A 25,335-nucleotide genomic window follows, 5' to 3' on the forward strand; every position below is an offset into this window, starting at 1 on the left:
ATCGTCGCATTGTCAGGCAATAGCCGGATAAATGTCGCGTAAATGTATCAGTCTACTAATCCAGAAGACCGGGCGCTTGAGCCGGAGAACTGTGATTGTGCTAAGGTTTGAGGGAAGGTATGCGTTTAGATTAGCTGGTAGTCAACAACAGCTAGTCAGTTTCCCAGCTAATGGAGATATTGCATGAGTTTACCATCAACCAATGCCCAACTCAAAATTCACAGCAGCACATCTGTTTCGGAAATACTCATTGATAATGGGGTAGCTTCCATTGGTCGCGCCCCCGATAACACCGTAGTATTAACAGATATGAGTGTTTCGCGGCATCACGCCGAGATTAAACTAGAAGGCGATCGCTATGTAATTGTGGATTTAGGCAGTACCATTGGCACACTGCTAAACGCAGATACAATTCCCCCCAAAACGCCACAACCCTTAGCCAATAATGACACCATCCAAATAGGCGATACTAAACTAACCTTTTGCTTTAGTTCCCTGGCTGTAGCCCCAACCCAAGCCGCCGCCCCAGCCAGATCAGAAAAAACAGTGATTGATAACACTATAGGGCAGAGCAGTGGCACGGTACTAAGTTTTACCCTAGAGTTACGGGGAAAAGATCTAATTACTATTGGTCGCGATGGGAGTAATCATACAGTCATTAATCATCCCTCCGTGTCTCGCCACCATGCCCAAATTGCCCGGAAAAACGGGTCTTTTGTGTTAACAGACCTAAACTCTACCAATGGAACCTTTGTCAATGGTAAAGTAATTACAGGCGATCGCTCCCTGGCGGTGGGAGATAATATTCGCATCGGTCCTTGTCGGTTCACCTTAAACATTGATGAGACCCTAGTACAGGTCAACGAAGAAGGTAATCTGCGCCTCGATGCGGTAGGCTTAAATAAACAGGTTTCCAAAGAAGTTAACCTACTCAATGATATTTCCCTATCGATACAGGCGCGGGAATTTGTGGTAGTGGCTGGGGTTAGTGGCGGCGGTAAATCTACCCTTCTTGATGCCCTAAACGGCTTTCGTCCAGCTACGGGGGGTCATGTATTAGTCAATGGGGTTGACTTGTACAAAAACTATAACGCCTACCGCACCGAAATTGGTTATGTTCCCCAAAAGGATATTGTCCATACTGAGTTAACTGTGACTCAGGCTTTGGATTATGCAGCCCAATTACGAATGCCTGCTGATACCACTGTAGCAGAAAGACAGAAACGGGTTGATGAGGTTCTCCAGGATTTGGGATTATCTCACCGTCAAGATGTTCCGATTAAAGCCCTCAGTGGCGGTCAACTCAAGCGGGTATCTATTGGGGTGGAATTGTTGACTAAGCCTAGTTTATTCTTTTTGGATGAGGCAACCTCTGGCTTAGATCCGGGTACAGAAGCTGATATTATGAATCTGCTGCGAAATCTGGCAGACCAAGGTAGGACGGTGATTTTGATTACCCATGCTACCGATAATGTGATGCTGTGTGATTTAGTAGTCTTTTTAGGTGCGGGGGGTCGGATTGCTTATTTCGGCCCTCCTCAAGAAGCCCAGGAATATTTTGGGGTTGAGCGCTTTAATCAAATTTATCATAAGGTGGAAAGGGAGCGATCGCCTGAAGATTGGCAGCAGGATTATCTCAACTCTTCCCAATACCAAAGGTTTGTGGTTAAACGCCAAAATACTCTCAGCAATGTTCAGGCTGAAACTAATGGTAATAGGCGATCGCAACAGGTTCCCGGCGCGACAATTAAACGGGTTTCCGCTTGGCGACAGTTTCTGATTTTATCGAATCGGAATTGGTCAATTTTAAGGCGCGATCGAGCTAGTTTAATCTTAATGTTAGCGATCGCGCCTATTCTCGGTATACTGGACTGGTTTACGTGGAATCGCTATATGTTTGACGATACCAAAGGCGATTTTGGGCAGGTCATTACCATGCTATTTGTTACCGCCTTAGTCGCCGTCATGGTCGGTAGTATCGCCACCATGCGCGATATTGTCAAAGAAGCCGATATCTACCGCCGGGAAAGGACTATTGGTTTACAAATTCTTCCCTATATTCTTTCCAAGGTTTGTATAGCTTCAGTATTCGCCTTATATCAAGCTGCAATTTTCCTATTGTTTAAACTGATAGCTGTTCAGATTCCTGGTGACTTTTCCGTTTATGGTTCCTTGTACATAACCTTAGTTTTGGCTACCATGGCAGGAATGGTAATGGGACTATTGGTTTCCGCTATTTCTCCCAATCAGAATATCGCCCCTTTATTGACCATTATATTTTTGGTTCCTCAAATTACTTTTGGCGGAGGAATGCTACCTATTAACACCTTGGGATTACCAGGACTCATTATTAATCATCTCACCCTCACCAAATGGCCGTTTGAATCCTTTGTTACTATCACTGGAGTAGGTCGAGATGTAGCTGAAGACCCCTGTTGGCAGTTAGATGAGGATGAACGCGATGCCTTAACTGATGCCCAAAAACAGGACTGTATTTGTTTAGGAACTAGCCTATTTAGTCAATGCAGTTTTCCCGGTATTTTAGCTAAGTATAATCCCGCTGTTGACCAGCCAGAACCCGTCCGTCCTGAATCTCCTGGCGACCCTCCCCAACAACCTACTAGACCTGATAACCCATCTTTTCAGGCGCAACTGGACTATGAGGATGAGATGGATCAATATCAAGCCGATTTAGAAGCCTATCAAGACCGAGTTAATGAGTACCAGAGAGCTATTCAACAATGGCAGGATGAGTATGGAGAATGGCGAGGTAAATATGAGGGTGCTTTAGGCGAAGCGGAAGGAACCATTAAGCGTTTTTTCCAGGACTATGGTTCCATGTTTAATGTGAATGTCGGCAAATATTGGGGGATTTTGATAGGTTTAATTGCGGTGATGTTTGGCTTGTTATTAGTCGTGCAAAAACGCAAGGACGTAATTTAACAACCCTGATACAATTGAGGGTGGGGGTGAAACTAGATGTCAACGCAACATCAAGTATTAATCTCACCCCCATAGTAACTTGGTTGAAACGCAGAAAAGTAGGTTGGGTGAAACCCAACAGAGTAGGTTGGTTGAAACCCAGAAAAGTAGGTTGGGTGAAACCCAACAGAGTAACTTGGTTGAAACGCAGAAAAGTAGGTTGGGTGAAACCCAACACAGTAGGTTAGGTGAAACCCAGAAAAGTAGGTTGGTTGAAACCCAACACAGTAGGTTGGGTGAAACCCAACACCAAGCCAGGATTGTTCAAAGGTAAGCAATTACACTGATGACGCTGGTTAATTGGTGGATGATAATAGGACTAAGCTAGAACAATTGCTTAATTAGTTAAACCATTGCTGGCTGAATATTTGACCTAATTAATTCTGGAGTCAATCAATGAGTGCCAAGAAACTGTTGCTGTCTGCTGGTCTATCTATGGTTATGATAGCTGCCGCTGTAGTTCCGGCTTGGGCTTATCCGGCGCGTTTATTTGCGAGGGATCCGGGGTCTCAAATTAACATTCGTTCAGGACCTGGAACTAACTATTCTATAGCTCATTATGGTTATGCGGGAGACTATGTTGATGTGATTAATGAAAGGGTAGTTGGTGGCTATAGGTGGTATTATGTGGAGTTTCCAGCGTCTAAGGCTCGTGGTTGGGTTCGGGGTGATTTTATTGCCTATAAGAACTAGGTATTAAAGTTTAATTAATCGCGACAAAGTGGGGAAGAAAGCCAATTTTACCCCTGGTTTACTCGCGTTTTCCTTTGAGCAAATAAGTGGTCATTTCACCCTTGCCTTTAATGGGAATTGTGCCGCGCTTTTCAAAGATATAGCGATCGCAAAGTGCCATATATGTTTCTTCTGTCACCTGAATTTCATCAGCGATACCATGGGACTCCATTCGGGAAGCAATATTAACGGTATCTCCCCACAGGTCATAAATAAACTTTTTCAAGCCAATTACTCCCGCAATAACGGGACCGGTAGCAATACCAATACGGATTTTAAAACCTTGTTGATGTTGTCGGTTGAACTCCCGGAGAGTCCGCTGCATATCCAGAGCCATATCAGCGATCGCTTCCGCATAATTGTCTCTAGGTAAAGGCAACCCAGAAACCACCATATAAGCATCCCCAATAGTCTTAATTTTCTCCAAACCGTGTTGTTCTGCTAACCCATCAAATCTGGAAAAAATACCATTTAGCAACTGCACCAAATCCGTGGGACTAAACCTGGTTGAAATCTCGGTAAAACCGACAATATCAGCAAAAAGCACCCCCGCATCGGTAAAATCATCAGCAATAGTTTTAGGGTCTTGTTTAAGGCGTTCGGCGATAGGATATGGTAGAATATTAAGTAGCAGTTTTTCGGAATTTTCCTGTTCTTGTTTAACCTGTTCGTAGGCAGTAACTAAGGCTTTACGGGAGTTAAACTCAGAATGGGCGAGACGGTCATATAAATAAACCGACAAATTGCAAATAACACAGATCCAAAAAAAGTATAACACCAGAAAATCCTGAGTCATCCAATCCACAGGTAACCGGACTGGAAGATCTAGGATAATTTGAGTGCCAAAATAATAAAGTAATACCCCCAATTGAGAAATGAGATGTAACCACCAGCAGATAGGAAGCAGGGTAGCTTGGGAAAAGAACATGAGGGGCCACTCAATAATCGCGGGTTGAGATATGCCCAAAAATGTTGCCCGAATTTGGGGGCTGAGTGTGACCATCCAGGATAATAGCAGAAAAATCAAACCTGGGTATTGGCGACCGATCGCCGTTCGTAATAACACTAACCCTACCAATACCCCCAATTGTACACATACCTGAGTAATTAACCAATCTAGGCGAAAATCTTGGGGATAGAATAGCCAATTCTTGATTTGAGATAGGGAAAAGGTCAAATAGACTATCAAAGCCAGCCATAGTCCCAAACCCAGGCGCTGACGCATAAAACTATGTTGCCAGGTTTGATAGTTAGCCGCTTTAATGATGTCGGGGGCTTTAAATATCTGTTTCATTGTGCGATCTAACCATGGACCCAATTGGCGATCGCCTGGGGTATATTTACTCATAATTTGACCGAGTTTCAGGCAGCCGATAGAATGAAATTAACTGCCATATCGTGATAACTGGTAATTATCGGCCGATACGACCCGTAAAGCCAGAAGCCTTAAATTGCTTAAACTTAAAGGGCTTTTCCAGATTAGAGGCTATAGAAATTCGGATTTCAAAATCGCTAATACCTGGAGGGACAACATCAATACTACCGAGGCGGGTGCGGTTTTGCATTACCCGATTATCGTTAGCATCATAGATCCGCCCGAAGATATCGGCATCGACAACGGTTTTACCAGAGGTATTGTTAGCTTTTCCGGTAACAATAAAACAGTCTGCCTCTTGGATAGAACCACTAGAAACCATACCTTCTGATAACTCTGCCGGACAGTCTTGATAACCGATATCAAATAATTCGATCTGAATCATCGCCCACGCGGGGGGGGTCCACAGCCAACTGAGGAAGCCGATAATCACAGAAGCCAAGATAACTGGAAAGAATCGCGATCGCATAAACTCACTCATTACTACTGATTTTGATAGTTTAACTCAAGTTTAGCCATTGCTAGGGTTCAGCAAAATCAGCGGGTTGGTAAACCCCAAAGGGTTTCAGTGGATATGGGGAATCGGTGACGCGCCCCCATAAAGGCTGATATATGATGGTTAACAATATCAGCATTATAAAGACTGAAGGAGCGATTTGTGAGTCCAGAAACTTTAATCAGAGATGACGGTCTAGGAACGGGGGCTGAACAGTTCAGTATCGATCGCTTTAACGCGAATGTTATGAACACTTATGGGCGGTTTCCTATCGCCCTGGAAAAAGGTTCTGGCTGTAAGGTGTGGGATACAGAGGGGAAAGAATATCTGGATTTTGTGGCGGGAATTGCTACCTGTACCCTCGGACACGCGCACCCCAAGTTAATAGAAGCGGTAACGGAGCAAATCCAAAAGCTGCATCATGTCTCGAATCTCTACTATATCCCGGAACAGGGAGAGTTGGCAGCTTGGTTAACTGAGCATTCCGCAGCCGACCGGGTTTTTTTCTGTAACTCTGGCGCAGAAGCCAACGAGGGGGCGATTAAACTAGCGCGTAAATATGCCCACGATCGCCTTAATATTGAAGATCCGGTAATTATTACCGCCCACGCTAGTTTTCATGGTCGCACTCTGGCTACAATTACGGCGACTGGACAACCTAAATATCAAAAGGGATTTAGTCCCCTGGTTCCAGGTTTTGTCTATACTCCCTATAATGACCTTCCGGCTTTGGAAAATGCGATCGCAGAAGTTGACCAAAACGGTCGCCGGGTGGCGGCTATCCTTTTAGAAGCCCTACAGGGTGAAGGGGGAGTGCGTCCGGGAGATGTGGCCTACTTCCAAAAAATTCGCCAGATTTGTGATGAAAAGGGAATTTTGCTGATTCTCGATGAGGTACAGGTGGGAATGGGTCGCACTGGTCGCTGGTGGGGATATGAAAATCTGGGTATAGAACCGGATATTTTTACTTCCGCTAAGGGACTCGGTGGGGGTATTCCTATCGGTGCGCTGATGTGTAAGTCTTTCTGTGATGTGTTTGAACCGGGAAACCATGCGAGTACCTTTGGTGGTAATCCGTTCGCCTGTGGTGTGGCTTTGGCGGTGTGTCAAACTCTGGAAAGGGAAAATATTCTTAGCAATGTACAACAGCGGGGAGAACAGCTCAGAAACAGCCTACAGGCGATCGCTTCTGAGTATCCTGATTTAATTGCTGAGGTTCGCGGTTGGGGTTTAATTAATGGGATGGAATTAAAATCAGATGTGGAATTGACTTCTATTGATCTGGTTAATGCGGCGATCGCACAAGGGGTTTTATTAGTGCCAGCAGGTCCGAAAGTTGTGCGATTTGTACCTCCTTTAATTGTGACGGAGGCGGAAGTTAATCAAGCCTGTCAGGCGGTAGCTCGCGCCTTACACAATCGATAATGGGGAAGATAATGTAGGGGGGTTGGGCTGTTAATTACCTCTGCTAACCAGAAGATTAATCAACCAGCCTCCTATTTAATTAATAATTAATAATTAATAATTAGGGGGCGTTCAGGTTAATATAGCTGCCCTCTGGGAAAGGGAGGATAGGTTTAGGGGCATGATTTATGGATAATATTAAACTGGGGAAATATCTGTTTTTAGAAGAGTTTTGTACTTGTACAAAAACTTATGCTAAATATAGCGATCGCATTAATCCTTACCCACAACAGCCAGAAAGTATCGAGGCGATCAAGGACTTAAATCAAGCAATTATCGACCCAATTATTGATGAATTTGGGCGCGATCGCTTTCAGTTAACCTATGGATTTTGTTCTAAGGACCTGAAAAGATACCTAGAAAAAAAAGATGACCACACCGGAATCAAAAACGGTAGGGTTGCCCCTAACCTAGACCAACATCTAGCCCATGAACTTAACCAAAAAGGCAAATATTACTGTTCTCGATTAGGGGCTTCCTGTGATTTTATGATCATAAATCTGGAAAGTAACCAACTGGTTGATTGGATTATAGATCATCATTTACCCTTCGACTCTTTATATTTTTATGGATGCGATCGCCCCATTCATATTAGTTATGGTCCCCAACATAAGCGGGACATTTGGGGATTTACCGCATCAGGAAAACCCACTAAAAGAGGAATCGAGACTTGGCTAACAAAAATCATCCCGCCGCCGTCAACAGGGAAGTAAATTAATGTGCTTGAGGCCTTACATAACGCAACCTATCAAAAATAGAGGGTCGCTTGAGGGTAGTGACAATTTCTTCTAGGGGTAGGACACGAAACTTAGAATGGAGTGCATTCACCTGATACACCGTATTAGTATCAAGTTCCAGGGCTGTTAGCCAACCACTCTTAGCATGATAAACCCCTGTATCTATACCCAACCAACCTTGTCCTTGGACAAGATTTCCTGGTTCCACCCCATCAAAAGTAAAAGTGATCGTGTGACCGATAATAATCTGTTTTTTGTCAAAATAGGGTTTTGGGATAGAATGGAACTCTTTACGAATCCAGCAAAAATCGGAAGGAGTTTGCTGTTCAATGGGTCGCCTGGGGTTAACCCCGGCATGAACCAGCCAAGTATCTCCGAGGTCGAGAAATAAGGGTAGCGATCGCATCCAATGCAGATGGTCGCGAGGGATAATTTCCGCCTCTTGATAGGAAGCCACAGTAGTTTGACCACCACTATAAAGCCAAGCCTGCCAAGCCTGTTGATTTCTACCTACTTCCGGGAGGGCTTCCAACATGAGTTGTTCATGGTTACCCATTAAGCACTTATAGGGGCTATTTTTGACAAATTCAACCACCTGAGCGCTTTTCGGGCCGCGATCGATGAGATCCCCAAGAAAGTAGACCTCATCATCACTATTGGGAGCCACCTTGTCAAGAAGGGCCATCATTCCTTTATAGTGGCCGTGTATATCACCAATAACAATCCGCCGCTTAGACATTTTCTTTCTTTATGTCTCAATGAATTGCCCTGAGTGAAAGGTGGCTTATCTACTCAAAGCATTGATAAAACTTTGCAGTTCGGACAGAAAACCTTTTTTCTTAGCAGGTGGTAGGTTGGGTGTAACAGATGACGGGTCATCTCCCTGGGAGGCACGAGCCAAGATTTGTTCTAGCTGATCACCCACAGGTTTAGTTGATTGTTCGGTAATTTTTTGGTATTCCCCTTCAATTTCTAGCCAAACTTCCCAAGTTCCTGGATAGCAGCGAAATAAAGCCGCGCCATCGAGAGGCTTGAGATAGTAGCAAGACTCAATAGTATTTAGGAAGCGTTCCCGCAGTTGGCGAGCCGCGTATCCTATGCCTATGATAGCAACATCTTCTAAACGGGGATTAAGAAGAACCACCGAGCGATCGCCTGCCAATTTATGCAGATTTTCGACTTGGTTAACTTCTACAGGAGATGGAGACACGACCAAAAACTGCCCATCATCGGGTTGTAGGCGAGTTTCTACGGGGGAACGACTGGTTCCTATATCGGTGACTCGGAAAGGAGTTTCTCCCCAATCTCGACGAGCCAAAGCTGCCGACCCTGCATCGGGAAAAAAGACTTTAAGCAGGGTGTCGGGTTTTTCGAGGGCGGGGATAAACTGGGAGGCGATCGACTGAGCTTGAAGTTCAATTTCTGGGAATACCAGTTCAACTTGAATCAATTTGTAGCCATCATCGAGAGCAGCAGTTGCCGCTTGTTTGGCTTGTTCGATCGCTTCAGATAGGGTAGTTGGGAGTTGTGTCATCTCAAAATTCTGTAGGTCGAACCCTTGAATGATACCCACACGGGTTAAAGCGCGGAAATAAATACCGCCTTAGACTCATTCTACCAAAGAATCCGGGACTATGAGGACTATTTTTTCCTAAACTGGCTATCTTGAATGGAGGAACCAATACCTTGAATAATACCACGGCCAATCAAGCCTATACCGCGACCTAGCACCTGAGTTAATAGATAAACTGCTGTGCTACCAATGAAGGATATAGCTGTTCTCACCCTAGGGGCGATCGCATCGCGACCTTCTAAGACCAATGTCACCGCCAACTGAATGCCGGAAAGTTGTTCTAGTTCTTGGCGACGGGAGGCATAGATTGTCAGTTTTTCAATCCCGCGATCGCCTAAAATGAATAATGTATAGCTACTTTCAAAAATCGCCTGGGGTTCACTCATATAGCGTCTCACGCGATATCGCCAGGACAAGTTATTCCTAAATTTTTCAATTTCCCTAGTTGACAGTAGCCGCCGATCATAGAATGTTTGTTTAACTTCCTCCAGATCCGCAAAATGATTAAGTAAAGGCTGCATTACCCCATTAGCGACTTGAATCACCCAATGTTGCAATAAGGCTTCGGCGCGTCGTGTGGCTTCCCAACTACCTAGGGCATAAACTTGATTATCAATGGTTAGGGGTTCTCCGAATAACAAATGAGCCAGTAAATCCCTAATCAGGGGAATATGATTAAGAATTTCCTTTTCCACTAGGGGAGCATCCCTCAATAATACCGGTACTACTTCCACTTGAGCATCTCTGACATTGAGCGAATAATACTTACCAAAAAAATCGGCGATCGCTTCTTTCCACAAATCTATAATCAGGCTATAACTTTTTCTATCTAGCTGTTCTGGCTGTATCTCCGACAGCCTTAATTCATTGATTAAATCCTCAGATTTACGCAATATTGTATAAATCAGCTCTTGTTTTTTAGTTAGTTTAAGTATATCTATTTCTAAGGGGATACCAGTATAATTAACCAAACCTGATTGCAGTTTAGCCACAGTCACATCAAATAATAGCGACTGTACATCCACCGTAGAAGTCTCAGTAGCTAATACTAAACTAGAATCGTTTGTGGTTGCTAATTGACCAGGGTTGGGGGGTTGGTTAGTTCCTGGGGATGATGGTTGACTAAGGGGGTCTGGGGGTGAGGGAGGATTATTAACAGGGGGTGGTAATGGTGGTATTAACTGACTCACCAGCCACCTGGCGGCGCGTAACTCCCGATAGCGACCCCTAGTAATCAGCAAGTTTAGCATCATAACCTTATCACTAGGGATAGATTCAGCCTCCTGGAGTTCTTTGGTTAATTCTTGTAGCGCTTGTTCAATCGACCTTAGCCCCGGTTTAACTAAACCATAGCGAAATTTTTGCCAACTGGTGAGCGCGCGCTGTGGGTTTCTCTGGGAAGATAGCGCCGCCCCAGAAATAGGACTGACCCAATAGCGTTCTCCGGCTGCTACTTGTCGCAGTGCGATCAAAAGTTCTTCTAATCCTACTCCCTTGGGACAATAACCCTGGACTCCTAAATCCCGGAGAGAGATTAGTAAGTTAGGATCTGATTCCGAGGTAAATAGCAACAGGGGTATATTTTTATAAGAGGCTTGGATTTGCTGACAAAATGCGATCGCTGAACGTTGCTGATTCAAAGTACCCTGATTTTTTTGGGCAGTTAAATCTTTAATCCTCAACTCCAAAATCGCCACTTTCACAGTATCAGGAATCACTCCCGATGTAGGCGCGACTGGTGGCTTTACCCAATTATCTAACACTGCTAAAGCCTCTCTCAGAGTGACCGCTTCTGCAATCACTTCCAGGTCAGAAAATGGCTCACAAATTGATTTGACTCCCATTCTAAATATAGGATCATCATCAATCAGCAGCAGTTGAATAATCGATTGGCTCATATCCAGTCCGAGCAAAATAATAAAAGTATTTTTGTCGTTGGTTTCAGGGACTTATACCTGACCTGATGGCATCAGTACCCAAGCACAACCACCATCGGGAACCATTTTTTTGAGCCTCAACCTACAACCAGAAATCACCTGAGGAATCTTCTCAAAATGTGATTTGTGTTACTCCAAGAAAAAATTAGAATCGGGAGCGCTGTAATCTCCAGAAATAGCCGGCGCTGGGGCTGGTTCATAGGCGGGCGCTGGGGCGGGTTCATAGGCGGGGGCGGGGGCGGGTGCTACATAATCAGAATAACCTGACGAGTAAGAATCCCAATTATTAGAATAACTTGACTCGTTTGAACCCCAATTATCAGAGTAACCTGACGAGTAAGAATCCCAATTATTAGAGTAACTTGGCTCGTTTGAACTCCAGTTATCTGAATAACTTGGCTCGTTTGAACTCCAGTTATCAGAATAACTTGACTCGTAGGACCTAGAGTTATCGTAAGACTGACGAGCCGGAGCGCGGTAAGATTCCTCTGCTGCTCGTTGACTTGCCCAAATAGCGTTGCGTTCTGCTGACCATCGAGCGATCGCATTTCGAGCCTCAAAATATAAAGCGCGACCAGAACCAATCTTAGACGCTTCGTTAATAGCTGCTGTCAGGCTACCCCGACTTGCTAATGAGTAGGCGCTATCCAAAATTGGCTGATCTTCCGCCGTCTGAATGGTTGTCACCCATGCAGCAATTTTCTCCTGAGCGTCGTTATATAGGGCGCGACCTCGGCCAATTTCTGAAGCCTTTTTCACCGCCTCACTCAATTTATGATCTTGAGCCAGGGCTAATGCTTCGCTAAAAATGGGTTGATCTTCAATAATCTGAATCCGTTTTGTCCACTCGGCAATTAGAGTTTGGGCTTCAATGCGTAAAGGTCGCCCAAGTGCCACATTTTCAGCATAGGCTACCGCTGTCCTAAAACCATCGACGGTTTCCGTTCTGGCTGCTTCTCTCGCTATGAGGATATAGGGTCTATCCTGTATCCGTTGTACTTCATTGCGCCAATGTGCTACTAAGGTTTGAGCCTGAAGGCGACGGGGACGCTCTGGGGCAATCATCTGGGCTTGATCTATCGCCAATTGTAAAGCCCAGGGATGGTTGACTTTAGCTATGGTACTGGCTAATTGTATGCCTACTAAATCCTGAATTTTGGCGGAGGCATCATCCACCATGGCCTTAGTTTCTTGATACAGAAGGCGATCGCTTGGTATTCTTTCTAGCGCCGCTTGACCCTCAATTAACGTGGCCATTTGTAGCAGAGGCTGTCCTAGGGATTGGTTAGAAATCACCTGTTGCAGCTCAGTTAGTAAGATAATATCCTTCGCTTCCCTGTGAACCGGAGAATACGAGGGAACCATTCGGGCGATTTTAATCCCCTGATCAAAATCTTGTTTCTCAGTCGCGGATACCGCCAACTCTAAGAGTTTCTGACTCCAGGAGGTAATTTCTTTTTTGGCTAACGAAACTATAAACAGTTGCTCATCAACCTTGTTAGCCAGTTCTATCGCTTCAACTAAACTCTCGGGAGTAGAACGCTTGGCTATGTTGGCAGCTTCTTTGAGGCGCTGTTCTCCTTGCCTTTCTAAGCTAAGGCGATCGAGTAGTTCATTAAATCGCTTAGTGTTCCAGTGTACATTATTGAGCTTACCCACAGCTTGAATATAGCGGAAAGCCTGATTCCAGTCCTGGGATTTCATCGCGTTTTCCGCTTGTCTGGCTAAATTTAAACCCTCATCCCAATAATTCTGCCAACCCACCATGGCTCGCTGTACTTCCTCATAGGCGGGGCTATCAGCCGGAACCACCGCCACCAAATCTAAGGCTCCTTGCAAGTCTCCCGCTTCTAGTCTTTGATTGGCGAAGAATATCAGCCTCTGAGACCATTCTCGCATCATGTGTCTTCCCTGGTTTTTCAGGGGGTGGTCTTCTGGCCAACCGTTAACTAGGGCAAATGCTGCTTGAATATCCTCTAGTTTACCCGATTTTGTACTTTGGTCTGCACAATGTAGGCGATCGCCTGCTGCCGAAATTGCTGAGATTTCTTCACAATTAGGAGGGGGTGGCGTAGTCAGTAGCCATAATAATGCACCCGTTGCCGTCGTTCCGAAACCTAATAGGACCACTAACCACAGCAGTTGCCATCCCCAAAAACCCTTAGGGACACCCGGCCTTTTGCCTCGCTTTTTCGGGTAAACTATAGGTTGACTTGTTTCTGCAATCATTCCCGCATCACTAGAGACAACCACATCACTGGATGCACTTGCTTCTAATGCAGGTTGGCTAGAGTGTTCAAATTGGGGAGTTGCCATAACTTCATCTTCCTTTGGTGCTAATGGTTCAGCCTAACCATGGTGGGTGGGTTCCTTTAGTTGTCCCCTGGTTCTGCCCAAGGTTACTTAAAAACACCATTCTAGGGCAACTTGATGTTAACAGATCAATTCCCTTTGAGCATCATTGTTAAGTTTCCCTGGAAACTTCCCAGCTAATGGCACTGTATGTTAACCTTAATACTCAGGCAATTTTGACCAACCGCAACTATACCGATTCCTTTGTCAAGCAATGATAAAATTAAGCTAACACGCTAATTGTAGCTTGGCCCAAGTTAAACTTAATGACCATTAGAATCACACTAGACTCCCACTGCATCAATCATCTTGATATCTCACCTGTTGACAAGGTTATTGAGCAACTGATTCAGGAATCAAAGCTCAGAAGTGCCGAACCCGAAATCAGCTTTGAGATTGACTATCCCCTAGATGACCAAGACCCCCGCGAGTTGTCTGAGGTGCCAGAGGTTCGACTGTGGTTTATTTGTCTTGATAGCCAATATCCCTGGCTACCTTATGCTTTAGACTGGCGATCGGGAGAGTTGGCTCGTTATGTCGCTATGCTAGTTCCCCACCAGTTTCACGGTCCGCAAGGCATACAATACAATCCAGAAGCTCTGGAGATTTTCCTGATGCAGAAAATTTTTGTGATTACCCGTTGGCTTCAGGAGATGGGATTACCAAGTCGCTCCCGGCTTCAGTCTATGGCTCAAATGTTAGGTTACGATCTCGATGAGGGTTTATTTGATGTGATCGAACAGCGATCCTAAAACACTTTCGATTAACAAGTTAAACTATAGCTATCGGTTCTAGTCAGGGAAGGTCTTAGCCTATACCCTTAAACTAGCTGACTTTAACCAGACTGATTATTCTCAGTCAATTATACACCATTTAAGGAAAAACAGCGCCATGGGATTATTTGACCGTATCAGCCGAGTTGTAAGGGCCAACTTGAATGACTTGGTGAATAAGGCAGAAGACCCGGAAAAGATCCTTGAACAAGCTATTATTGAAATGCAAGAGGACCTGATCCAGTTGCGCCAAGCCGTCGCTCAGACCATCGCCCAGCAAAAACGTTCCCAACAACAGTATAATCAAGCCCAGTCCCAAGCTAACCAATGGCAGTCTCGCGCGCAACTAGCTCTACAAAAGGGTGATGAAAACTTAGCGAGGGAGGCCCTCCAGCGCAAAAAGGGCTATCTCGAAACCGCTAATACCCTGGAAATGAGTCTCAAGCAGCAAACTGAACAGGTCGAAGCTCTCAAGCGGAACTTGGTTAGCTTAGAGAGTAAAATTTCCGAAGCCAAGACTAAGAAAAATATGCTCAAGGCTAGAGCTCAGGCGGCTAAGGCTAATGAACAGCTCAATAATGTCCTTGGTGGTCTTAATACCAGTAGTGCTACCTCGGCTTTTGAACGCATGGAGGAAAAAGTCCTGCAAATGGAAGCTCGGTCTACTGCGGCGGCTGAGTTGACTGGTGGTGGCTTGGAAGAAGAATTCCGCGCTCTGGAAGCGGGAAGTGATGTTGATGATGAGTTGGCGGCTATGAAGGCTCAACTGGCTGGCACTCCTGCTAATCAGCCTCAATTATCACCTTCTGCGCCTACTGATAGTTCGGCTTATAATTCGGAGATTGACAGCGAACTTGAAGAGTTGCGTAGAGAACTTAATAAATAAGTTGCTGTCTCGGAGGCTTCAGTCTGGGGTCGGGAAACCGGGAAGTAATAGGGTGTAGGGTTTTTGATCGCGTGGGGTTTAACCCCCTGCTTTGGGCAACTGTTCCCTGCTCCCTAAATCTTCCCCAGGTCTGAGTGTGGATAATTCTTTGACTTTGGGGACTAAATCAGCAATAATCTGTGTAAATCCAGATCAAGCACCTACTTATGTTGTTTGGGGTTATAACCATTGGTAAGCATAAATTAACTTCTCATTCTTTGAACTTATGATGCTCAAAGTTCGATTTTTAACCATCAGTGCATTTGCGGCTGGTTTTGGTCTATGTTCTATTGTATTTGCTCTATTTACGGTGGTTTCCGAGTTGAGTTTGGCGGCGGCTATTAGAACCATTTTAACTTCTTTGTTTTTTGGAATCAATATGGTTTTTATGCTGCACTATTATACATCAATATATAAGGAGCAAAAATTAATTTCTCGACTGCGATCGCAAGTCCATAATATGAACTATATTAATTATAATTAATTTGGTTTTTGGCAAATAATAGGAGTTGATAAAATGCTAGATTTTCTGAATAATATTATCGGCAGAAATCCCGGTAAATTCAAGGCTAAGGTTGAGGTGTACAGTTGGCAAACCTGTCCTTACTGTATCCGCGCCAAACTGCTGCTGTGGTGGAAAGGGGTTGAATATACTGATTATCAAATAGATGGCGATAATAATGCTAGAGAAGCCATGGCACAACGGGCTAACGGTCGGCGCACGGTTCCCCAAATTTTTATCAATAATCAGCATATCGGCGGCTGCGACGACCTCTATCAGTTAGACAGTGAAGGGAAATTAGAACCGTTATTAATTCCGCCACTATCTTAACATTTGGGCTGGGATTGTACATCTAAAATTAATGGTTGGAGAAGTTAAATTATGTCTTTTGTAGGACTGCATATTCACAGTGACTACAGCCTCCTTGATGGTGCTTCTCAACTCCCACAGTTGGTCAGTCGCGCTGTGGAATTAGGAATGCCAGCGATCGCTCTTACGGATCATGGGGTGATGTATGGGGCGATCGAACTTATTAAAATCTGCCGCAGTAAGGGTATTAAACCTATTATTGGCAATGAAATGTATGTCCTCAATGCTGATGTGACAGTTCAACAGCGAGGAATTAAAAAATATCATCAAGTCGTCTTGGCTAAAAATACCCAAGGCTATAAAAACTTGGTGAAATTAACTACTATTTCTCACTTAAAAGGTTTTCAAGGAAAGGGAATTTTTGCTCGTCCTTGTATTAATAAGGAACTATTAGAAGAGTATCACGAAGGCTTAATTGTTACCAGTGCTTGTTTGGGGGGTGAGGTTCCCCAAGCTATTCTTCAGAGGCGCATGGATATGGCACGCCAAACTGTTGAGTGGTATAAAAGGGTGTTTGGGGATGATTACTATTTAGAAATTCAAGATCATGGTTCCCCAGAAGACCGCATTGTTAATGTGGCTTTGGTGCAACTGGCGAGGGAATTTGAAGTCAAAATTGTAGCGACTAATGATTCACACTTTATTTCCTGTAATGATGTGGAAGCACATGATGCCTTATTATGTATTAATACACAAAAGTTAATTACTGAGGATAACCGATTACGTTATAGTGGCACAGAGTACCTAAAATCTGCCGAAGAGATGATGCAACTGTTTCGAGATCATCTCCCAGATGAGGTGATTAAAGAAGCGATCGCTAATACCTTAGAAGTGGCGGAAAAAGTGGAACCCTATACCGGAATTTTAGGGGAACCTCGTATTCCTGATTATCCGATACCTCCGAATCATACGGCTGATACTTATTTAGAAGAAATCGCCTGGGAAGGCTTGAAAAAACGATTAAATGCTCAAGGGCGATCGGAAATCAAGCCCGTCTATCGAGAAAGGCTCGAATATGAATTAAAAATGATGCAAAAAATGGGTTTTGCTACCTATTTTTTAGTAGTTTGGGATTACATAAAACACGCTAGAGATAATCATATCCCTGTCGGTCCTGGTAGGGGTTCGGCGGCGGGTTCCTTGGTCGCTTACGCCTTACAAATTACTAATATTGATCCGGTTCATCACGGGTTACTATTTGAGCGTTTTCTGAACCCAGAACGAAAATCTATGCCGGATATTGATACAGATTTCTGCATAGACCGCCGTGATGAAATGATTAAATATGTTACCTCCAAATATGGGGAAGAGAAAGTTGCTCAAATTATCACCTTTAACCGCATGACTTCTAAGGCGGTACTCAAAGATGTTGCTAGGGTGTTAGGAATACCCTATAGCAAATCGGATCAAATGGCAAAAATGATTCCGGTATCTCGTGGTAAACCGACTAAATTAAAGGTGATGATTTCTGACCAAAGTCCATCCCCGGAATTTAAACAAGCATACGATAATGACTTTGTACCCATTAAAAATGATGCTGGTGAGGAAGTGGGAACTATTGCTGTGCGCCAGTGGGTTGACATGGCAATTCGTATTGAAGGGACTAACAAAACCTTTGGAGTTCACGCAGCGGGGGTGGTGATTTCTAAACAGCCTTTAGATGAAATTGTCCCTCTTCAACGGAATAATGATGGGTCGGTCATTACTCAATATTTTATGGAAGATATAGAAGCCCTGGGTCTGTTAAAAATGGACTTTTTGGGCTTAAAAAACTTGACGATTATTCAAAGAACTTTAAACTATATTTCCCAAAATCATCACCTAGATATTGACCCCTATAATTTAGCCGCTGACGAACGTAAAGCCATGGATATTCTGGCTAAAGGTGCGGTGAAAAAAATGCCGGAGGATGTGGCGAAAACCTATAAGATTTTGGAAAGAGGAGATTTGGAAGGTTTATTTCAACTAGAATCTTCGGGAATGCGTCAGATTGTGAAGGACTTAAAGCCTTCCAGTATTGAGGATATTTCTTCTATTTTGGCATTGTATAGACCCGGACCTTTAGACGCTGGTTTAATTCCTCAGTTTATTAATCGTAAGCATAAACGAGAACCAATTCGCTATGAGCATAAACTTTTGGAACCTATTTTGAATGAGACCTATGGAATTTTGGTCTATCAAGAACAAATTATGAAAATGGCTCAAGATTTGGCGGGGTATTCTTTGGGTCAGGCGGACTTGCTGCGACGTGCTATGGGGAAAAAGAAAGCATCGGAAATGCAGAAGCATCGGGAAACTTTTATTGATGGTGCGACGCGCAATGGAGTCCCCCAAAATATCGCAGAACATCTGTTCGACCAAATGGTTAAGTTCGCTGAATATTGTTTTAACAAATCCCATTCTACCGCCTACGGTTACATTACTTATCAGACGGCTTACTTAAAGGCTAATTATCCGACAGAGTATATGGCGGCTTTGCTGACGGAGAATAGTGGCAATACTGACAAGGTTAGGGCTTATATTGAATCCTGTAAGCATTTGGGTATTGATGTAGTTCCACCTGATATTAATCGCTCTAATGTGGATTTTACGCCTATAGAAAATAGGATTGTATTTGGGTTGTCGGCGATTAAAAATGTGGGAGATGGCGCGATTGAACATTTGCTATCTGTACGAGAGGAAGGGGGACCTTTTCGCAGTTTAGCGGATTTGTGCGATCGCATTAATCTACAAATGGTTAATAGTCGCGCTTTGGAATCTTTAATTAAATCGGGTGCTTTTGATAGTCTCCATGCTAACCGCAAGCAATCAATTGAATATTTGAATATAGTTATTCCTTGGGCGCAAGATAGGGCGAAAAATCGAGAAATTGGTCAAACGAATTTGTTTGATTTGGTCAATTATGCAACTACTGAGAGTAATTCACCTTCGGGAGAACCTGCTTTTCCGAAAGGTGATGATTATGCGCCTAAAGATAAGTTGCAATTTGAGAAGGAATTACTAGGCTTTTATGTTTCGGATCACCCTCTCAAGTCTTTGTTAGACTCAGGGATACTCCCGGATAATGTGACTTTGGATAAACTGCCAGAACAAAAGTCAAAAGCTGCTGTTAAGGTGGCGGTGATTTTAATTAATATTAAGCCCCATTTGACTAAAAAAGGCGATCGCATGGCGTTTCTACTACTAGAAGATTTGACCGGACAAATTGATGCTGTGGTGTTTCCTAGTAGTTATGAGGCGGTACAACAGGAGTTAAAAGAAAATGCGGTTGTTGTGGTTGAGGGTAAGGTGGAAAAACGGGATGATCAGACTCAAATTATTGTGGACGCTATCAAGTCTGCTGATGAGTTAATTAAACCGAATAATCAGCCAGGTTCCCCCTCGCAACTTCCGCCTAATTTGGCGGCTTCTTCAGTGATTCAACTCTGTTTAACTCCTGAAGAAATTTGCCAATTGGAAAGGTTACAAATTCTCAAAGGCATTTTGGAAGAATATCGAAGTAATCAAGGCTTGGGAAGGGTTCCTATTCAAGCCATTGTTGATGGTCAAGTTTCGCCTAAACCATTGGTACGCTTTGGCTCTCAATTCTGGGTAGAAAATCAAGAGGCGATCGTACAACAGTTAAAAACTTCTGGTTTTACCGTTGATATACTATCAATTGATAATGAATAACCCACCGGCAATTATTAATTATTAATTATTAATTATTAATTATTAATTATTAATTATTAATTATTAATTAATAATTAGATTGTTGATGATAATAGCCATGACCTGTCCTAATGCTAACCCGCCATCATTGGTGGGAACCTGTTTAGACCAATAGTGAATAATGCCTTCTGAAGTTAGTCGCTGGATAGTCTTTTCTAATAAATATCGGTTTTGAAAACATCCTCCAGTCAAGACAAGGGGAACCTCTGGAAACTTTTGAGATACCATAATGATTCCCTCTATTAAGGTATTGTGAAATTTAGCAGAGATCAGGCTGACAGGAACATGATTGTTAAAATCTTTAAGTACCTGCTTGACCATGGGTTCCCAATCTAAAATGATTTTACCTGAACTTTGGTGCAAATTAATTGGGTAATGCTCATCAGTAATTACATCGCCGATCGCAAATTCTAAGTCCATGGCGGCTTGTCCTTCAAAACTGATATTGTCGCGATGACCGACCAAAAAAGCGATCGCATCAAATAACCTCCCGACACTAGATGTTCTAGGTGTATTAACTTTCCGGTTCAGCATTTGCAAAATTAACTTTAACTGGGGGAAATTCCCTAAGCTAATTTTCTGCTTATTCAAATAATCCCATAACTGTTCCCCCCACAATTCATATAATAATCCTAAGCCTAATCGTCGGGGTTCTAAGACGGCTTTATCACCTCCAGGAAGTGGGAAATTTCGCCAATGTCCGACTCGCTGAAAGCCGATTTTATTAATTAGTAGAAACTCTCCCCCCCAGATGGTTTCATCTAATCCATAACCAGTCCCGTCCCAAGCTACTCCTAAGACGGGAAATGATAATTGATGTTCTGCCATAACCGCCAAAACATGAGCATAATGATGTTGTACTGGAATGACGGGAACTTGCCGTTTTTCTTGTTGCCAAATATCAGCAGCTAATTGATACGCAAACTGAGTGGAAATATAGTCTGGGTGTGCGTCACAAGCAATCACATCAGGCTTAAAATCATAGATATTACTGAGGCTGTTAATTGCTTCTTTAAATGCCTGAAACGCTTGTGGACTCTGCAAATTGCCAATATATTGACTGATAAAAACTTGTTTTTCTACGGCAATAGCAATGGTATTTTTTAAGTGTCCACCTACTGCCAAAATATATGGGTATTGACAATTAGAAATGCTCTGTGATAGAATAGAATCATGTGTTGTATGGTGGCTATCTCTGTCTAAAATTGTCACAGGTAGGGGTGCATAACCTCTAGCGCGGCGAATAACCATCTGTTCACCCAAAACACTCCGCACGACGGAATCATCTACTGGTCGGGCGATAGGGCGGTTGTGAACCAGAAAGATATCGGCAATTTTCCCCAAACGGTGGAGGGCTTCCGTCTGGTCAGTACAGATAGGCTCGTTGGAAAAATTACCGCTGGTGGCAACAATGGGAAAATCTAACTCAGCCATCAACAAATGATGGAGGGGGGTATAAGGTAACATAACCCCCAAATTAGGATTACCGGGAGCGACATTATCCGCCAAAGCGGATGCACCGGGCAGCCTTGATAATAGCACAATGGGGGCTTGAGGCGATCGCAACCATTGTTCCTCGGCGGCGGATATATCACAAACCTGGGCTATTTGCTGTATACTGCGATACATTACAGCAAAAGGTTTATGGGGTCGATGCTTACGGACTCGCAATTGTTCAACGGCGGCGGCATTAGTAGCATCTACAAGTAACTGGAAGCCTCCCAAACCCTTCATGGCGACAATTTGACCGCGACCCATGGCGGCGGCGGCTTGTAATAAGGCATGATGGCGGTTAGCCAAAACCTGTCCCTGATGATTCCATAATTCTAAAATGGGACCACAGACGGGACAAGCATTAGGTTGAGCATGAAAACGGCGATCGCCAGGGTGGTGATATTCGCGATCGCAATTAGGACACATTGGGAAGGCGGCCATAGTAGTATTCTCCCGGTCATAGGGGAGAGTTTTAATAATGCTGTAGCGCGGCCCGCAATTAGTACAATTGGTAAAGGGATAGCGGAAACGGCGGTTATGGGGGTCAAAAATATCTTGTAAGCATTGGGGACAAGTGGCAAGATCTGGCAAAACGATCGCTGATTTAGCGCCCTGAATAGTTGACTGAGAAGCTCTAATCTCAAAGTGAGAATAGCCAGCCAGAGGCAGCCAAACGGCTTCTAAACTGTGAATATGCGATATTGGTGGTTTTTCTATTTGCAGGCGCTGTTGGAAGCGCTCAAGACTCTCTGAACAGCCTTCGACTTCAATAAAAACCCCCCCCACGGAATTATTTACCCAACCTTTGAGGTTCAGTTGGGTAGCGAGTCGATAGACAAAGGGCCGAAACCCGACACCTTGAACAGCACCGCGAATAGTTAAACTGAGGCGAGACAGATTTTGATCAGAAGTAGACAACATAGGAGATCGGAGAAACACTAAACTCAAACTCTCGAAAATTTATCTGATTGGTTAAAATAAGTCCGAATTGATGAGTTAACAGAAGAAACAGAGATTAATGATACAATTACCAGAGTACGCGATGACTGGTGTTCACGGAAAAAGCCGTCAAATCAAACGACTGACCAGCAGCTTGTTTTTAGCACTTGCTGCTGTGTTGCTGATTGTAACTAAGCCAGCGGTAGCCTTTCAAGTTCAAGTTAGCCCTACCTCCCCTCAGTTGGGAGATACTATTTCGGTGGTGATAAGTGGGGTCAATAGCCAGGAGTCACAACCAACAGTGACAATGGGAGGGAAAAACTATCCTCTGTTTGCGCTGGGTGGCGATCGCTATCGCGCTTTAATTCCGACGACTCCCCTAGACCAACCGGGTGCGAAATCAATTCAGATTAGCAATGGTAGCCAACAGAGTAATGTGAGCGTGCAATTGCGCGATCGCCGTTTTCCCACCCAGTCAATTTGGCTTCCACCAGATAGCGCTGGGCGGCGAGGTACAGACCATGAGTTTGACCGGGTTGATGAATTTAAACGAATTGTTACTCCCAAAAGACATTGGAATGGGCCGTTTTTGCGTCCAAGTTCCGGTGAGGTGACAACAATTTATGGGGTCCGAAGATACTATAACGGGAAGTTCGCCGAAAACTATTATCATCGAGGGGTTGATTATGCCGCTCCGACCGGTTCTCCGGTGATAGCACCAGCAGCGGGTCGGGTGGCTTTGGTGGGGCGTGAGTCCCAAGGATTTGAAATCCACGGTGACACTATTGGTATTGATCACGGTCAGGGAGTTACCAGTATTTTCCTTCACTTGAGTCGAATTGATGTACAGGAAGGACAAATGGTGACAGCAGGCCAGACCATTGGGGCGATCGGATCAACGGGGGCCTCTACGGGACCACACCTTCATTGGGGTCTTTATGTTCACGGCCAATGTGTAGATCCAGTCCCTTGGCGGTTTGACGGTATAGAATAAATGATTCTCTTGATGGTGATTAGAAAATTTAGTTTTGTGGAGTTTGAGTTAATCAGTGGTTGATTGGTGTAGAACTAATTTTATTCTCTGGGCGAATCACGCAACGGAGATTCGGGAATGAACCAAAAGTTCTCACAGGCCTAGTCAAAGCGCCCCTATAGGTGGCTCGAAGGCTTTACTTTTTTTCGATGTCCATTTTGCCCCTCGCCGATGAAACCACTTTGCTACCGAACATTTCTGCATTATGCAAGTCTGCCCTCACGGGATGTTAAGCCCCTAAATAGACGGGGCTATCAAGCTACTGCGTAAAGATTGTCGGTTTCTATCCTACAATTCGTGGCGTATAGTTAATTAATTTGTAAAGCCGTCCTAGAAGGACGGGGTTTTAGACCCAGGAGTTTCGATGAGTATTGAAAAAATTGTTGATCAGGCTTTACAGGATGGTTATTTGACACCATCTATGGAAGCAGAGGTAGGGCGGATATGTAATACAGCTTCAGAATTATCCATCGAGGAGTATATGGCTCTCGATCGCCTCATGGGTGCTTTGTTGACGGGGGAAGTGGTTGTTTTACCCCGCAAGCAGTTTATTAATGTGATGGAAGAGTTAGTTCTCAGTGAGGCGATCGCTCAAGTGGCCCAAATTGATGAAGTAAGCGAGCAGTCTTTGGATGTGGGGGATATTGCCGCCTATGCTCTCAACCGCTTACCCCCACTGTATGCTACTACAGAGGAGGGGGCGCAATATCAGAGGTCTCGCGCTAAGGAGGAACTACAAGCCCTCATTTCTAGCCAAGTGAAAGAGGCTATTGCACGAAACTTAGACCGCGCCGCCCAAAATCAAAAAGTGTTAGGCCAGATATCCGATAGTTCTCTATTGGGACAAATGAGCGGTTTACTGAAAGCCTACGCGGAAGACTACGAACCGGATCACGAAACTAATACCCCAAACTAATTTAAGGCGATCGCTCAGTTGGTGCTAACTAATGCACCTATTGCGATCGCCACCGATAACCACTGGCTTAGGAATCAGACACCTGATCATCTTTGCTAGGGTTCTTGCTACCAGAGGTGGCAGTTTGGCTTTGGGCGGCCCTTTGTTCCCGCTTCTTGCGTTCAGCTTGGGTCATCTCCTCTACCATTAACCGCGCCTGAGCGACCTTTTCTAGGTTGGTGCGGTACAGGTCTAAATCCTTCTCCAGCTTGTCTTTAGGTAGCCTTAAAGCCTCACTAAAATCAATAATGATGTTTTTTAACCCTTCCGAGTCCTGAGCCGCTGTGACATCGCTTTTTTCTAGGAGAGTATATAAACCAATGGCAAATAGCCGAGAGTATTTGAATTTAGGGTTATTGGCGATCGCATGAAAACAGGACTGCAAAGGGTCATCCCCGGAACTTTCCTGAGCTATCTTAGCCCTTTCGGTCAAATCTTTCACAGAAAGGGTCGCCGCTTGTGCCTCTAAAGCCGTAGCATCAGCCCGATATTGATTAGGGTCGCTTTCTTGGGCCATAATCAAAGCCGCCCAAATCGACAATTTATCGGCTTCGGGGATGTATCCTTGCATAAAGCGATCGAAGGCCGTGACCACACCCAGGGCATAAATGGGGTCATATTTAAAATCGACATTGACGGACAACAGGTGCATTTCCACCATTAACTCCTCAACCACGCGACGATAGATAGAGTTAATCGGCCGAGTATGGATGTTGTAAAAAGCTCGCTTGGTATCTGAAACAGTGCGGATATTGTTCACGGTTAAAATTTCTAAAAGCCCCGCGTCTATGTGACCGGGAGGGACTTAAACTAATTGTCCCCTGAGACGGTAAATTTGCCAAGACTGTCAATAGTAGTTAGAGCAATCAGCGATGATTAGCACCAACAACCGGGACTTCGTAGATGAACCCCCGGCCATTCTTGCCTAACATGAAGCTCACCCCACCTGCCCAAGGCAGGTGGGGGTGTCGGTGCTAACCTGGAAG

At 44.3% G+C, this 25,335-nt stretch carries 19 protein-coding genes; 11 read left to right on the forward strand and 8 right to left on the reverse strand.

The genetic code is table 11. The annotated features are described in order from the left end of the window. The first annotated feature begins 183 nt into the window (after window positions 1–183). Window positions 184–2,943 carry an FHA domain-containing protein gene (locus P5683_RS12185; protein WP_193520293.1) on the forward strand — a complete coding sequence of 920 codons (2,760 nt, stop codon included), beginning with the start codon at window positions 184–186 and terminating at the stop codon, window positions 2,941–2,943. Window positions 2,944–3,378: 435 nt separating this feature from the next. Further along, window positions 3,379–3,675, forward strand: a complete 297-nt coding sequence (locus P5683_RS12190) for an SH3 domain-containing protein (RefSeq protein WP_046320387.1) — start codon at window positions 3,379–3,381, stop codon at window positions 3,673–3,675. A 58-nt stretch (window positions 3,676–3,733) separates the two neighbouring features. Here P5683_RS12190 and P5683_RS12195 read toward each other — a convergent pair whose 3' ends face one another. Together P5683_RS12195 and P5683_RS12200 are read right to left on the reverse strand one after the other, a co-directional pair. Beyond that, window positions 3,734–5,062, reverse strand: a complete 1,329-nt coding sequence (locus P5683_RS12195; protein ID WP_006668051.1) for an adenylate/guanylate cyclase domain-containing protein — start codon at window positions 5,060–5,062, stop codon at window positions 3,734–3,736. 64 nt (window positions 5,063–5,126) lie between these two features. Beyond that, entirely contained in the window at window positions 5,127–5,558 is a 432-nt protein-coding gene (locus P5683_RS12200; RefSeq protein WP_006668050.1) for a hypothetical protein, read from the reverse strand. Window positions 5,559–5,747: 189 nt separating this feature from the next. Between P5683_RS12200 and P5683_RS12205 the strand changes: the two genes are divergently transcribed. Continuing rightward, window positions 5,748–7,010 carry an aspartate aminotransferase family protein gene (locus tag P5683_RS12205; RefSeq protein WP_006620792.1) on the forward strand — a complete coding sequence of 421 codons (1,263 nt, stop codon included), beginning with the start codon at window positions 5,748–5,750 and terminating at the stop codon, window positions 7,008–7,010. A 167-nt stretch (window positions 7,011–7,177) separates the two neighbouring features. Beyond that, on the forward strand, window positions 7,178–7,762 hold the full coding sequence (locus tag P5683_RS12210; protein ID WP_315639902.1) for a hypothetical protein: 585 nt from the start codon (window positions 7,178–7,180) through the stop codon (window positions 7,760–7,762). Window position 7,763: 1 nt separating this feature from the next. Here the strand turns inward: P5683_RS12210 and P5683_RS12215 are convergent, their stop codons facing one another. The 4 genes from P5683_RS12215 to P5683_RS12230 form a co-directional block, all read right to left on the reverse strand. Next, window positions 7,764–8,525 (reverse strand): metallophosphoesterase family protein, encoded by a 762-nt coding sequence (locus P5683_RS12215; RefSeq protein WP_315639904.1) that lies wholly within the window; start codon window positions 8,523–8,525, stop codon window positions 7,764–7,766. 45 nt (window positions 8,526–8,570) lie between these two features. Next, window positions 8,571–9,320 carry a DUF1995 family protein gene (locus tag P5683_RS12220; RefSeq protein WP_315639906.1) on the reverse strand — a complete coding sequence of 250 codons (750 nt, stop codon included), beginning with the start codon at window positions 9,318–9,320 and terminating at the stop codon, window positions 8,571–8,573. Window positions 9,321–9,427: 107 nt separating this feature from the next. Beyond that, window positions 9,428–11,257 (reverse strand): DUF3685 domain-containing protein, encoded by a 1,830-nt coding sequence (locus tag P5683_RS12225; RefSeq protein WP_006668046.1) that lies wholly within the window; start codon window positions 11,255–11,257, stop codon window positions 9,428–9,430. 168 nt (window positions 11,258–11,425) lie between these two features. Beyond that, a complete protein-coding gene (locus tag P5683_RS12230) occupies window positions 11,426–13,612 on the reverse strand; it encodes a hypothetical protein (RefSeq protein WP_315639907.1) in 2,187 nt (728 codons plus the stop codon). Between the two features lie 302 nt (window positions 13,613–13,914). Here P5683_RS12230 and P5683_RS12235 point away from each other — a divergent pair, with 302 nt between their 5' ends. From P5683_RS12235 to P5683_RS12255, 5 genes are all read left to right on the forward strand, one after another. Then, window positions 13,915–14,400, forward strand: coding sequence for a CRR6 family NdhI maturation factor (locus P5683_RS12235; protein WP_315639908.1), 486 nt, complete (start codon window positions 13,915–13,917; stop codon window positions 14,398–14,400). A 139-nt stretch (window positions 14,401–14,539) separates the two neighbouring features. After that, entirely contained in the window at window positions 14,540–15,307 is a 768-nt protein-coding gene (locus tag P5683_RS12240; protein ID WP_315639909.1) for a PspA/IM30 family protein, read from the forward strand. A gap of 265 nt (window positions 15,308–15,572) precedes the next feature. Continuing rightward, window positions 15,573–15,830: a hypothetical protein gene (locus P5683_RS12245; RefSeq protein ID WP_315639910.1), complete on the forward strand. Its 258-nt coding sequence runs from the start codon at window positions 15,573–15,575 to the stop codon at window positions 15,828–15,830. 33 nt (window positions 15,831–15,863) lie between these two features. Next, window positions 15,864–16,178, forward strand: a complete 315-nt coding sequence (gene grxC / locus P5683_RS12250; RefSeq protein ID WP_006620781.1) for a glutaredoxin 3 — start codon at window positions 15,864–15,866, stop codon at window positions 16,176–16,178. 51 nt (window positions 16,179–16,229) lie between these two features. Then, window positions 16,230–19,889, forward strand: coding sequence for a DNA polymerase III subunit alpha (locus P5683_RS12255; protein ID WP_187758271.1), 3,660 nt, complete (start codon window positions 16,230–16,232; stop codon window positions 19,887–19,889). A 63-nt stretch (window positions 19,890–19,952) separates the two neighbouring features. Here P5683_RS12255 and hypF read toward each other — a convergent pair whose 3' ends face one another. After that, window positions 19,953–22,343: a carbamoyltransferase HypF gene (gene hypF, locus P5683_RS12260; RefSeq protein ID WP_315639912.1), complete on the reverse strand. Its 2,391-nt coding sequence runs from the start codon at window positions 22,341–22,343 to the stop codon at window positions 19,953–19,955. A gap of 97 nt (window positions 22,344–22,440) precedes the next feature. Between hypF and P5683_RS12265 the strand changes: the two genes are divergently transcribed. Both P5683_RS12265 and P5683_RS12270 read left to right on the forward strand, forming a co-directional pair. Next, on the forward strand, window positions 22,441–23,355 hold the full coding sequence (locus P5683_RS12265) for a M23 family metallopeptidase (protein ID WP_315639913.1): 915 nt from the start codon (window positions 22,441–22,443) through the stop codon (window positions 23,353–23,355). A gap of 403 nt (window positions 23,356–23,758) precedes the next feature. After that, window positions 23,759–24,310 carry a late competence development ComFB family protein gene (locus P5683_RS12270; protein WP_006620775.1) on the forward strand — a complete coding sequence of 184 codons (552 nt, stop codon included), beginning with the start codon at window positions 23,759–23,761 and terminating at the stop codon, window positions 24,308–24,310. Window positions 24,311–24,377: 67 nt separating this feature from the next. Here the strand turns inward: P5683_RS12270 and psb29 are convergent, their stop codons facing one another. Further along, window positions 24,378–25,109 carry a photosystem II biogenesis protein Psp29 gene (gene psb29 / locus P5683_RS12275; protein WP_008049328.1) on the reverse strand — a complete coding sequence of 244 codons (732 nt, stop codon included), beginning with the start codon at window positions 25,107–25,109 and terminating at the stop codon, window positions 24,378–24,380. Window positions 25,110–25,335: the final 226 nt, after the last annotated feature.

This window comes from Limnospira sp. PMC 1279.21 (genome assembly GCF_032349615.1).
GTDB classification, from domain to species: Bacteria; Cyanobacteriota; Cyanobacteriia; order Cyanobacteriales; family Microcoleaceae; genus Limnospira; species Limnospira fusiformis.